The sequence below is a fragment of the Parabacteroides sp. AF14-59 genome, assembly GCF_003479515.1.
In the GTDB taxonomy this organism is placed as follows: Bacteria; Bacteroidota; Bacteroidia; order Bacteroidales; family Tannerellaceae; genus Parabacteroides; species Parabacteroides faecis.
The window spans coordinates 50440-64035 of sequence record NZ_QUHH01000029.1; the positions used below are offsets into that span (position 1 = coordinate 50440).

At 43.0% G+C, this 13596-nt stretch carries 6 protein-coding genes; 2 read left to right on the plus strand and 4 right to left on the minus strand.

Translation table 11 applies throughout. The annotated features are described in order from the left end of the window. Nucleotides 1–19 precede the first annotated feature (19 nt). The gene (locus DWW23_RS22675) at nucleotides 20–1021 is read left to right on the plus strand and encodes a M28 family peptidase (RefSeq protein ID WP_370449325.1); all 1002 of its coding nucleotides are present in this window, start codon (nucleotides 20–22) and stop codon (nucleotides 1019–1021) included. An 8-nt stretch (nucleotides 1022–1029) separates the two neighbouring features. Continuing rightward, entirely contained in the window at nucleotides 1030–1455 is a 426-nt protein-coding gene (locus DWW23_RS22680; RefSeq protein WP_122356467.1) for a SufE family protein, read from the plus strand. A gap of 478 nt (nucleotides 1456–1933) precedes the next feature. On the opposite strand, the gene DWW23_RS22685 is transcribed toward DWW23_RS22680, so the two are convergent. From DWW23_RS22685 to DWW23_RS22700, 4 genes are all read right to left on the minus strand, one after another. Then, nucleotides 1934–3823, minus strand: coding sequence for a RagB/SusD family nutrient uptake outer membrane protein (locus tag DWW23_RS22685; RefSeq protein WP_122356469.1), 1890 nt, complete (start codon nucleotides 3821–3823; stop codon nucleotides 1934–1936). 19 nt (nucleotides 3824–3842) lie between these two features. Continuing rightward, on the minus strand, nucleotides 3843–7169 hold the full coding sequence (locus tag DWW23_RS22690; RefSeq protein ID WP_122356471.1) for a TonB-dependent receptor: 3327 nt from the start codon (nucleotides 7167–7169) through the stop codon (nucleotides 3843–3845). 636 nt (nucleotides 7170–7805) lie between these two features. Next, entirely contained in the window at nucleotides 7806–9692 is a 1887-nt protein-coding gene (locus DWW23_RS22695; protein ID WP_122356473.1) for a RagB/SusD family nutrient uptake outer membrane protein, read from the minus strand. A 19-nt stretch (nucleotides 9693–9711) separates the two neighbouring features. Further along, nucleotides 9712–13026 (minus strand): TonB-dependent receptor, encoded by a 3315-nt coding sequence (locus DWW23_RS22700; protein ID WP_122356475.1) that lies wholly within the window; start codon nucleotides 13024–13026, stop codon nucleotides 9712–9714. Nucleotides 13027–13596: the final 570 nt, after the last annotated feature.

The window sequence follows — 13596 nt, forward strand, 5'->3', positions numbered from 1 at the left end:
ACAAAAAACAAAAACAGATATGATGCACATTCTGTATATCGCCCTGCTGGCATGTTCATTAGCAGCATGCAGTCAGGCCAAAAACCAACAAAAAGAGAATACAACGGTGAGCCAGGCAGTACCTCAAACAAATACGCCGGCATTCGATGCCGACAGTGCCTACACATACGTAGAGAACCAGGTTAAATTCGGTCCGCGTGTACCTAACACCCAGGCCCATAAAGATTGTGGCAATTACCTGGCTTCCGAACTGAGACGTTTCGGAGCAAAGGTATATGAGCAGGAAGCAACCCTCACTGCTTATGACAATACGGGACTGGAAGCTAAAAATATTATCGGCTCCTATAACCCGGATAGCGACAAGCGCATCCTGTTGTTCGCCCATTGGGATTCCCGTCCTTATTCAGATGAAGATCCCGATCCCGCCAACCATCATAAGCCGATAGACGGTGCCGACGACGGAGGCAGTGGTGTCGGTGTTTTATTGGAAATCGCCCGCCAGCTCAGTATAACCAATCCCGGTATCGGTGTCGATATCATTTTCTTTGATGCGGAAGATTACGGCGTACCCGAATTCAGCAGAAACAAATACAATGAACCGACCAGTACGACCTGGTGCCTGGGTTCTCAGTTCTGGGCAAAGAACCCGCACATACCCAATTACAAAGCAGAATTCGGTATCCTGCTGGATATGGTAGGATCGAAGAATGCCGTATTCTATAAAGAAATGACCTCCATGCGTTATGCAGCACGCTATGTCGATGAAGTATGGAATACTGCGCGTAACCTTGGATACGGAAAGTATTTCATCAATGCGAACGGCGGAGGTGTCACCGATGACCACGAATTTGTAATCGAAGGGCGTAATATTCCATGCCTCGACATTATCAATTACAGCGAGGATGGCTTCGGATGGTACTGGCACACACAGAAAGACAATATGGACAATATCGACCGCGAAACCCTCAAAGCTGTAGGGCAAACGGTTCTGGAAGTAATATATAACCGACAAAAGAAATAATACGAACGATGACTATCAACGAACTTCAGGACAATGTTATTGAAGAGTTCTCAGCCTTCGACGACTGGATGGACAAGTATGCGTTGCTGATCGACTTAGGCAACTCCCTTCCCCCGCTGGAAGAAAAGTATAAAACAGAAAGTAACCTGATCGAAGGTTGCCAGAGCCGTGTATGGCTGCAGGCGGACTATAAAGACGGTAAAATTATATTCAAAGGTGAAAGTGATGCAGTGATCGTGAAAGGTATCGTTTCGCTGCTGATCAATATCATGTCGGACCATACACCGCAGGAGATACTGGACACCGACCTCTATTTCATAGAGAAGATCGGTTTGAAAGAACATCTTTCCCCTACTCGCTCAAACGGTTTGGTGGCTATGGTCAAACAGATGCGTATGTATGCGTTGGCTTTCCGGACAAAAGAACAAGGATAATTCAGTACAAAACCGGAGATAACTCCCTGATCACTTTCAAACGGGTCGGCACTCATTTAAAATGGCTGCCGACCCGTTTGTTATAGGACACCGACCCGTTTACAATCAGATGCCTAGCTTTTTACGAAAAAGCTTAAGTCTTTTCTTAAAAAGGACAGCGGTTTATTAACACTATTATGCTACAACAATAACACAGTAGCGCTGAAGGTTGTATGACAGCAGTGTCAGTTATAGCGAGACTATAGTGCCGGTCCCCCCTCATATAAGTTTTCAAACATGACGTTTCAGCCTTCAGTCCTATTCGACTATTGAAAAACAAAAGTTCCGGCTGAAGGGTGTGTTTTCAAATCAAAAAGCCACACCCTTCAGCCGGAAGCGTTGATTCTATTGGTCTCAAAAGACCTGAAGGCTGAAACGTGAAAACAAAAAAAGGCATGCCGCGCACCGGCATACCTTTCTTATTCAAGATTCATTTTTCTTATTCGGTTATCTCAGTTCCATAATACGGTCTGAAATCATCGTTTGACTTATATACGTAATAAGTCGTCGGATTCGTATACGGATTATTGTAATGGAAAATGGCAGGATTGGCATTCAGCTCTGCCTGATTCCAACCCGGAGTCCAACCGACAAATACACCGTCCATGTCGAGACAATGCTGGTAACGTTCGCAGTTCGTTCCTTTATAAGCACGGTGGATACCCACTTCCAGACGCTTAGCGTCAAAGTAGTTGACGCCTTCACCCCAGAACTCGACACCTTTCTGGAAAACATACTCATCCAGAAGCGCATCGGCAGTCGTTGCCGTACAGGTATAAGACGGATTACGGGTCTTCACGATATCCTCCAAAATGGCCGCTGCTGCCGGTACACCCGATGTATGAAGTGCCGCTTCGGCTTTCAGGAAATACATTTCTTCAATACGCATGATCGGGCAATCGACGGCACCACCGATCGAGTGTGTCCGGTAATCACCGTTGTGCGGACGGAACTTCATATTGACGTACAACCATGGCCATGACTGGTAACCGTTGGATGAATTGATTCGTGAACGAATCCACGACGCAGAACTGTTATACTTATATTGATACTTATCAGGTCCGAATCCGGAATAGTCGTCATTCCAGTCACTCTGGGTCGTACTTGTGCTTATGTCGTTGACCGACCATTTATTGTTGACGAACTTGCCGTCTGCACTTCTTTCCACCAGATAAGGTTCACCTTCTTTCTGGTTCTTCGACTCGTAGAAGAAGTTAGGAGCCAGCCACGATTTCTTGCGGAAGTCGTTGTCCGAAAGACGTTCGTACCATTTACGGTCGAGCGAACGGCCGACACGCCAGCCATACACACTGAAGGTCGTCTCTGTCCCGAAGATCATGGCGAAAGAGAATGACTGATTATTGCCGGTAGCAGCAGTGGTGTTACCTTCCGAAATGGAAGTTGCCCACATCCATGAGTTCTGCGAGTTACGGTTGTTGAAGCCGTTCACCGGATCCGTCCATTCACTTTCCGTCAACGGAGTACAACCGGCTACAGAAATAGCCCTGTCCGCATATTCGCCGGATTTCTGCCAGTAAGAGGCTTCATCCTTATAGGAAGCTGATGTTTTCACACGGGAAGCCAGGTTAGCATATGTACGGGCATACAAACCATAGACAGCCGCCAGGTTAGGCTGGGTTTTATCGGTGCGGGTATATCCTTCGAGATAGGTTTCAGCCTGCTGCAAGTCACTCAATATCAAATCATAGGCTGCATCCACCGTCGCACGTGGGTTGTTGGAAGCCTCTTCCGATGTGGTCTTTTCCGTTACGATAGGCACACCCAGGTTGGTCAGGTCGTTTTCAGGCGCCACATAGTTGTAGCGGCTATCCGTGGGTTTCTTATATTCCATGATCTGTACCAGGTCGAGATAATAAAGGGCACGGTAGGCATAACTGATTCCCAGATAAGACTTCTTCGTATCATCCATATCGTTCACATCGATCATGCCGATGATGTCGTTTACATTCTTTATGTAAGAATAATACAGGTAAGAAGGGTACAGTCCGCGGTTAGATCCGGTAGCACTTATCGCCCCATAACAATAGGCGCCCATCGTGTTATAACCATTACCGCCGGAACAAACAAACTGGCCCGTACTATGCTCCAGCATGGCACGCATACTGGCGTAGGAGATCATTTCTATACCGCCGTCTTCATTTATATATCCTCCCATCGAGGTATAGATGGAGTTGACCATCCCCTGCAAAGCCGATTCCGACGCCTGTATCTGGTCATTCAGCACATATTGCGTCGGTAATGTTTCTTCAATACAGCTACTTAACCCCAGAAGAGCCGCTGCAGCCAATAAAATCTTATATTTCTTCATGATGTTTTCTTTTTAGTGTTTAGAATGTCAATGAAATACCGCCCGAGATAGTACGTATCGGAGAATAAAGTTCCGGGTTACTATACCCTTTCAACGTATAGCGAGGGTCGAATCCCTGGCGTGCCGAGAAGTAGAACAGGTTTTCACCCGAGAAGTAAACACGTATGTTCTGTATTTTATACTGTTGTGTCAAACTGGATGGCAATGTATAGCCCAGATTGATGTTCTGGATGTTCAGGTAGCTTGCATTGGTGATGAAACGGTCTGAACGCGAATTCTGCGAATATGTTTCTGCAAACTGCAAACGTGGAACACTTGAACCTCTATTCTCCGGCGACCAGGCATTCAGCATGTCTGTATGCCAGGTTGAAGAAGTGGCTGTACTGGTGTGCATCAATGTCGAGTAGGTATAATCGTATGCCTTACCTCCCAACTGATAGTTGAGGTTGATGGAGAAGTCGAAACCGCGATAGCTCAAAGATGTACCCAAACCACCATAGAAAGCCGGAAGCGCATCGCCGATCAGGTAATCGGTAGCCTGGTTGACATCCTTGGTCATTTCTTGTCCCGTCACATTTCCTGCATCGTCGAGGATATCTTTATGGAACAAGGATTCTCCTGTTTCAGGATCCAGACCGGCAAACTTAGGTAAGTACCATGTGTAGAGAGAAAGACCTTCAGCCACGAAATATTTGTACTTGGATACGAACGACTTATCCAGGTTGACGTAACCGTCATGACCGTCCACCTTGGTTGTCTTGATTTCATCCGGTAAAGTCAGTACTTTGTTCTTCACATGGGAGATATTGAAATTAACATCCCACTTGAAGTCCTTATTCCGGATCAGAGTGCCTTGCAATACCAACTCAAGACCAGCATTACGCATATCCCCCATGTTAATGAAATAACTGGTGTAACCGATAGAAGGAGGTGTATTCAGCGAGAAGAGCATATCACTGGTTTTCCGGTAGAAATAATCGAGGCTACCACTCAGGCGTCCGTTGAACAGGTCGAATTCGGTACCCACGTTCCAGTTTGTATTGGTTTCCCAGGTGATATCGCCGGAGCCTTTCTGACGCCATTGGAAAGCAGGCTGGTCATCGTTGTTCACTACCGTATAAGAGTCGGCATACAAATAATCGCCGATATTGTCGTTACCCTGTGAGCCGACAGAAGCCTTCAGTTTCAAAGAATTCACCCAAGGCACATTGAAGAACGATTCCTTCGAGATAAGCCAGGCACCGCCGACCGACCAGAAGTTACCCCAGCGGTGGTCTTTCGCGAAACGGGAAGAAGCATCACGACGGTAAGAGACCGAACCGAAATATTTTGCATCGTAGTTGTACATCGCACGGAAGAAATACCCTTCGTTATTATACGTATTGGAATAAGAATTCGGAGTATTATTCAGATTCAGAAGTGTCGCCAGCTCCCATGAGTTATCGATCCCGAAATTACGTCCGGAAGCGCTCAGTGACTCATATTTGTAATTGTAATATTCATGACCGACCATCGCGCTCACATCATGCTTGCCGAACTGTTTGCCGTAATTCAGCAACTGTTGCGTATTATAAGTAAAAGTACGGTAAGAAGCCTTATAGAGGGTACCGTTATCGGACGAACTGGTGTAATAGTCGACAAAAGGACTTTTTGCCTCCGTATAACGCCGGTCGTAATCATACGCATTGGCATTGAACGTGAATGTCAGGTCCTTGGTCAGGTTTACATCTACATAACCACTGGCGATAAACGAGTTACCGGTTGTTTCATTCACATTATACTTGTTATTGAAGATACAGTTGCCACCCACACCGCCTGCACGGTTCAAGTCGTAGGCCTGAGCGAAGTCATACATATTCTCTCCCCATTTATCGACCATGATGTTCTTGTTTTCATCACGGAAATAAACAGGATAGACAGGAGCCTGGGTCTTTATCGTGCTCCAGATGGTACCGGTACCGATCGTACCTTCGGATGTCTTGCTGTAATCATATTTGGAGTAGTTGAAATTCGCACCGACTTTCAGCCATGTCTTTGCCTGGTAATCCAGTTTTGCACGCGCCGTCAAACGTTTCTGCGTGGAACCTTCCTGGATACCATCCTGATCCAGATAACCGACAGAGGTATAATAATTAACACGTTCGGAAGCACCGGAAACCGACACGTTATATTCCTGGCGGAAACCGTTCTGCAAACCGATATCCTGCCAGTCGTCGGCCTGCAACCAGAATTTCTGTCCATTATAGTTATAAAGAGACCCCATAGTCGCTCCCGGGTTCATGGTTCCACCCTGTTGAATGAAATCCTGTCCGTCGGGAACGGTATAGACCATATAACCCGGGCCTACCCCACTGGAAGAACTGGTCAGATGCTGGTTTGCCAGAGCATGGGCATCGGTAGCCGACATACCTCCACCGCCTTCTGTTATATAATAATTATACAACATCTTGTAATATGTTTCGTAGAACTGCTGGGAATTCGTCGTCTTATAGTTCCGGAGACCATTAGAGTTCGATCCCCATTTAGCATCGACAGACACTTTGGCTTCTCCGCTCTTTCCTTTCTTTGTCGTGATCATGATCACACCGTTGGCACCACGGGCACCATACAGCGCGTTGGAAGCAGCATCTTTCAAGACGGTCATCGATTCGATATCGTTGGAGTTGATCAGGTTCAGGTCACCGTCGAAAGGCATACCGTCCACTACGATCAGCGGTTCCGTATCCGAAGAAATAGAACCGAAACCACGGATAGTTATAGAGGGCGAACTACCCGGCTGTGAAGAAGCGTTGCTCAACTGAACACCGGCAACACGTCCGGCTAATGCCTGGGCTGGGTTACTTACCTGTGCTTTCAAAAGATCGTCCGCCTTCATTATACCGGCAGAACCGGTAAAGGCTTCTTTTGTACTTTTACCGAAAGCAACCACTACAACTTCATCCAGTGCCTGGCTGTCTTCCTGTAATACGATCTGGATATTGTTCCGGTTTCCCGGCCGGATAGTCTGGGTAACATAACCCACATAAGAGATTTGCAGCGAACTGCCTGACGGGATAGATAACTCGAACTTACCGTCGAGATCTGTCATGATACCGTTGGTAGTACCTACCTCAACAACACTGGCGCCGATCACCGGTTCACCGTTTTCGTCTTTCACTACCCCTGTTACTCTACGGGTATTCTGAGCCGTTGATGTTGCTTCATGCACCGCAATTGCGGAATGGCTACCATTTGCACTTAATTCTGTCATTGCCTGTTTTGCAGAGACATTACTCTCGGCAGCCAACGGCAACCCCAGACAAAATAAAGCCATAGGTACAAAAATGACTTTCTTAGTGTAATTCATAACTTAAATAATTAGTGATTATAACTCATAAATCAAATACGAAGAGAAGATACTAAGCATATATGCATACGGGTATGGCGAATATTGCCGATGCATGTAACTTAATCCATTTAGTGTTTGTCGTCATGTTAAAAATTAATTAATGGTTTTTACTATAAAAAAAAGACCACAAAGGCTATATTTCATAGCCTGCCCAAAAGCACAATCTGACAAATCAGACTGTTTGTTATCCACAATTTCTCCTAACTTCTTAAACCTGTATTCATTAGTGTAATAGATATTTTGAGCATAGTTCACGTAGGACTCTATCTAAATATCAGTATACAAATATACTATTTTTTATAAAACGAGCGCGGTTTAGTATAAAAAATAAATAAAAAAAACATATTGTTGCCAATTTATGTATTAAAAGACTTCGTCTCATCCTTTAATTGCTGGAGTCCTACGTGAACTCCGGTCATAAGAGAAAACCCAACAAAAATATTTATTCCAACTACTCTAAACCCAGGTATCCGGTACTTCTTTTTACTTTACTTCCTGTACTTTTACAACCAGAGATTAGTAAGTCTTCTTTTCTGAAATAAAAAAAGGGTATGCCAAATGAAGACATACCCTTTCTATTTTAATTAATTCTGATTACTCGGTGATTTCAGTACCATAATATGGTCTTAAATCATCATTTGATTTATAAACGTAATAAGTAGCAGATGCTGTATACGGATTGTTATAGAAGTAGATAGCACGGTTTGCATTCAATTCAGCCTGGTTCCAGCCCGGAGTCCAGCCAACATATACGCCGTCCATATCGATACAATGCTGATAACGTTCGCAGTTACTACCTTTATAAGCACGATGAATCCCCACTTCCAGACGTTTTGCGTCGAAATAGTTGATACCTTCTCCCCAAAATTCGATACCTTTCTGGAATACATATTCATCCAGGAAGTCAGCAGCAGTTGTAGCCATACAAGTATATTCACTGTTACGCGTCTTCACAATATCCTCCAATGCCCTGGCTGCAGCAGGCACACCAGATGTATGAAGAGCTGCTTCCGCTTTCAGGAAATACATTTCTTCCACACGCATGATCGGATAGTCGGTTGCACCGCCGACAGTATATGTTCTGTAATCGCCATTATGCGGACGGAACTTGATGTTTACATACAACCACGGCCATGACTGGAAACCATTCGGAATATTGATACGTGAACGGATCCAGGACGGAGTACTATTCAACTGATACTGGTATTTAGTAGGACCATAACCGGAATAATTATCATTCCAATTGCTCTGAACAGTAGCACTCTCATCACTTACTGCCCATTTATTGTTGATAAATTTACCCGTTGCATCTTTCTCTACCAGGTAAGGTTGACCTTCTTTCTGGTTCTTTGATTCATAGAAGAAATTAGGAGCTAACCATGATTTCTTACGGAAGTCATTATCAGACAGACGTTCGTACCACTTACGATCCAATGAACGCCCTACACGCCAACCATAAACAGAGAAGTTAGTTTCCGTACCGAAGATCATAGAGAAAGAGAAAGAGCCATCATCGGAAGTCGCAGCAGTAGTATTACCTTCTGAAATAGAAGTTGCCCACATCCATGAATTTTGTGAAGTACGGTTATTGAAACCGTTTACCGGATCTGTCCATTCAGTTTCTGTCAGAGGAGTACAACCGGAAGTAGAAATAGCCTTTTCTGCATATTCTCCGGATTTCTGCCAATAAGAAGCTTCATCCTTGTAAGTAACAGAAGTCTTTACGCGAGAAGCCAGATTGGAATAGGCACGGGCATACAAACCATACACGACCGAAAGGTTGGGCTGTGTTTTATCTGTAGCGGTATATCCGGCCAGATAACCTTCTGCCTGCTGCAGGTCGCTCAGGATCAGATCATAAACAGCATCAACTGTAGCACGCGGATTATTGGAAGCCTCTTCCGATGTCGTCTTTTCCGTAATGATAGGCACGCCCAGATTTGTCAGGTCTTTTTCAGGATCGACATAGCTGTACCGGCTATCAGTAGGCTTCTTATATTCCATGATCTGAACCAGATCCATATAATAAAGGGCACGGTATGCATAACTGATTCCCAAATAGTTTTTCTTTGTATCATCCAGGTCATCTACACCGACCATCTTGATAACATCATTGACATTTTTGATGTAAGCATAATAAAGGTATGAAGGATAAAGTCCACGATTGGAACCTGTAGCACTTACAGCACCGTTACAATAGGCGCCCATCGTGTTATACCCATTTGCTCCTGAACAAACCAATTGGGTAGTACCATGTTCCAGCATGGCTCGCATACTACCATAAGAGATCATTTCAATACCACCATCATCATTCTTGTATCCGGCCATCGAGGTATAAATGGAGTTAACCATCCCCTGTAAAGCCGCTTCAGATGCCTGGATTTGCTCATCCAACACATATTCGGTTGGAATCTTTTCTTCGATGCAGCTACTAAAGCCCAAAAGAGCGGCAGCAGCCAAAACTATCTTATATTTTTTCATGATGTTTTCCTTTTAATGTTTAGAATGTCAATGAAATACCTCCAGAAATAGTACGTATCGGAGAATAAAGTTCCGGGTTCGTATAACCCTTCAATGTATAACGCGGGTCGAATCCCTGACGTGCTGAGAAATACAGCAGGTTTTCACAGGAAACATAAACACGTATATTCTGGATATTGTACTGCTGCACCAGGTTAGACGGTAATGTATATCCCAGGTTTATATTCTGAATATTCAGATAACTGGCATTGGTGATGAAACGGTCTGAACGGGCATTCTGAGAATATTTTTCAGAGAACAGCAAACGCGGAACACTTGAACCTGTATTTTCCGGAGTCCAGGCATTCAGCATGTCCTTATGCCAGGTTGAAGAAGTTGTACCACCAGTATGCATTAAAGTCTGATAAGTATAATCGTATGCTTTACCTCCCAACTGATAGTTCATATTGATAGAGAAGTCAAATCCCCGGAAAGAAAGAGATGTTCCCAAACCACCATAGAAAGAAGGAAGAGCATCGCCAATCAGATAATCCGTAGCCTGGCTGGCATCTTTAGTCGTTTCACGACCGGTTACCTTGCCAGCATCGTCGATAATATCCTTATAGAACAAGGATTCACCTGTTTCAGGATCCAGACCTGCAAACTTAGGCAAATACCAGGTATACAGAGAAAGACCTTCAGCTACAAAATATTTATATTTGGATACGAATGATTTATCCAAATTCACATAACCATCATGACCTTCCACATTTGTCTTCTTAATTTCATCCGGCAAAGTCAACACTTTATTCTTTACATGAGAAATGTTGAAATTGACATCCCATCTGAAATCCTTGTTATTAACCAGATTTGCCTGTAAAACCAATTCGAGACCTGCATTACGCATATCTCCCAAATTGATATAATAGCTGGTATAACCAATAGAAGGAGGAGTATTCAAAGAGAACAACATATCGCTGGTCTTACGGTAGAAGTAATCTAAACTACCGCTCAGACGTCCTTTGAACAAGTCAAATTCAACACCGGCATTCCAGTTTGTATTAGTTTCCCACGTAATATCATTAGACCCTTTATGACGCCACTGATATGCCACCTGATTATCATTATTTACAATAGTATAAGAGTCTGCATACAGCACATCTCCTATATATTCACCGATATTATCGTTACCTTGCGAACCAACAGACGCCTTTAATTTCAGTGAATTCACCCAAGGAACATTGAAAAATTTCTCTTTTGAGATAATCCAGGCTCCACCTGCAGACCAGAAGTTACCCCAACGATGATCTTTGGAAAAATTAGAAGAAGCATCACGACGATAAGACACTGAACCGAAGTATTTGGCATCATAGTTATACATCGCACGGAAAAAATAACCTTCGTTGTTATAGGCTCTTGTATAAGAAGTCGGATTATTATCCAGATTCAGACAAGTACCCAGTTCATAAGTACCATCGATACCGAAGTTATAACCGGAAGCTTTCAGATATTCCTCTTTGTAATTATAATATTCATGACCTATCATACCACTTACGTCATGCTTTCCAAATTGCTTGTTGTAATTTAACAATTGCTGGGTATTATAGGTAAAAGTCCGATAAGAAGCTTTTATCAAAGTACCATTTTTAGATGAATCTGTATAGTAATCAGAGAAAGGACTTTCAATATAACTATACCTACGGTCGTAATCATAAGCATTGGCATTAAATGTAAATGTCAAGTCTTTTGTCAGATTAACATCTGCATATCCACTGGCAATAAATGAGTTACCGGTTGTTTCTTCTGAACGGTATTTATTGTCGAAAATAGCATTACCACCAATACCTCCGGCACGGCTCAGGTCATAGTTTCGGGCAAAGTCATACATCTTTTCCCCCCACTTATCGATCATGATATTCTTATCGGCATCACGGTAATAAACCGGATAGATAGGAGCCTGTGTCTTGATTGCATTCCAGATGGTACCACTACCGATAGTACCTTCTGATGTCTGGTTATAATCATATTTTGAATAATTGAAATTCGCACCCACTTTCAACCACTTCTTTGCCTGATAATCAAGTTTCACACGAGCAGTCAAACGATCCTGTGAAGAACCCTCCTGAATACCTTCCTGTTTCAGGTAGCCCAATGAAGTATAATAGTTAACACGTTCGGATGCACCGGAAACAGAAGCGTTATATTCCTGACGGAAACCGCTTTTCAAACCTTCTTCCTCCCAATCATCTGCCTGCAACCATAATTTTTGTCCATTATAATCATAAAGAGTTCCCATGGTTGCACCTGGGTTCATTACTCCTCCCTGCTGGATAAAATCCTGTCCGCTGGGAACCGAATAAACCATATAACCCGGACCAACACCACTGGAAGAGTTTGTCAGATGCTGGTTTGCCAATGCGTGGGCATCAGAAGTCGACATATTTCCTCCATCCGGAGTTATATAATAGTTATACAACATCTTGTAATAAGTTTCATAGAACTGTTGTGCATTGGTTGTTTTGTAATTCTTCAATGCATTAGTGTTAGAACCCCATTTTGCATCAACAGTTACTTTAGCATCGCCACTCTTACCTTTTCTTGTTGTGATCATAATCACACCGTTAGCACCACGGGCACCATATAAGGCGTTGGAAGCAGCATCTTTCAATACGGTCATAGACTCGATATCGCTTGAGTTGATCAAGTTCAGGTCACCGTCGAAAGGCATACCATCTACAACAATCAAAGGTTCTGTTTTAGAAGAAATTGAGCCAAAACCACGGATGGTGATATTCGGTTTACTACCGAACTGTGAGGATTCATTACTCAACTGTACACCAGCTACACGTCCTGCCAAAGCCTGGGCCGGGTTACTCACCTGTGCCTTAATCAAGTCATCCGATTTCATTATACCGGCAGAACCGGTGAAAGCTTCTTTTGTACTTTTACCGAAAGCCACAACCACAACTTCGTCCAAAGCTTGGTTATCTTCCTGTAAAACGATCTGGAGATTACTTTTATTCCCCGGTTTCATTGTCTGGGTAACGAAACCGACATACGAGATTTGTAACGAGCCGTTAGCACTCATGGACAGTTCAAATTTACCATCCATATCTGTCATAATACCATTTGTCGTGCCTACTTCTACAACACTGGCACCAATTACCGGTTCTCCGTTTTCGTCTTTAACAACACCTGTTACTTTGCGGGCACTTTGATTAACAGAGGCTGTCTCTTCTACTGCTACAGCCTTCCGGATATCAAGATCTGAAATAGTACTTTCAGCCGCCATGGTCAAATTAAGACAAAACAAAGGAATAGCCATGCAGGCAACTTTCTTTGTGCAATTATTCATAACTTAATTATTTAACGATTAGAACTTGAATAAAAACTATTCACTGATTAGGTAAAAAAAGAAATACTTCTTCTATCTCCTTTACTAACTACTATTATTTCTCATACCTGACCTGAAGCAAAAAAGTTAGACTCTTTTATAGGAATTATTTAGCGTTTGTATCATATTAAAAATTAGCCTTTATTTTAAAATATAGACTATGATAGTTTATCAGCTTCCTGAGAAGACAATCCAGCAATAAATTATTGGATCGATTCACCTGCATATTTCTTCAAACTAAGTTTTTCAAAATATCAATACTAGTGGCATTATTAACACAGTTCACATAGAACTATATCAATAATCCGTCTGCAAATATAGTATTTTTTGCAAAAACAAGATACTTTAACGCTAAAATTAATAAAATAAGGCTATATTTTTCTTCTTTTTATACAAATACGACTATAAATCTTCTCAAAAGCGTTAGTTCTATGTGAACTATGTCAAGTAAAAAAAGAAATATCCAAGAAAAGTAAAAGTGTTTTTCAGTGAACGACAAATCCAGACTGCCCACCCGAACAGCTAATCATT

What these genes read in the sequence shown, in the direction of transcription:
- DWW23_RS22675 (WP_370449325.1), top strand. Translation starts at nt 20, where the DNA reads ATGATGCACATTCTGTATATCGCCCTGCTGGCATGTTCATTAGCAGCA.
- DWW23_RS22680 (WP_122356467.1), top strand. Translation starts at nt 1,030, where the DNA reads ATGACTATCAACGAACTTCAGGACAATGTTATTGAAGAGTTCTCAGCC.
- DWW23_RS22685 (WP_122356469.1), bottom strand. Translation starts at nt 3,823, where the DNA reads ATGAAGAAATATAAGATTTTATTGGCTGCAGCGGCTCTTCTGGGGTTA.
- DWW23_RS22690 (WP_122356471.1), bottom strand. Translation starts at nt 7,169, where the DNA reads ATGAATTACACTAAGAAAGTCATTTTTGTACCTATGGCTTTATTTTGT.
- DWW23_RS22695 (WP_122356473.1), bottom strand. Translation starts at nt 9,692, where the DNA reads ATGAAAAAATATAAGATAGTTTTGGCTGCTGCCGCTCTTTTGGGCTTT.
- DWW23_RS22700 (WP_122356475.1), bottom strand. Translation starts at nt 13,026, where the DNA reads ATGAATAATTGCACAAAGAAAGTTGCCTGCATGGCTATTCCTTTGTTT.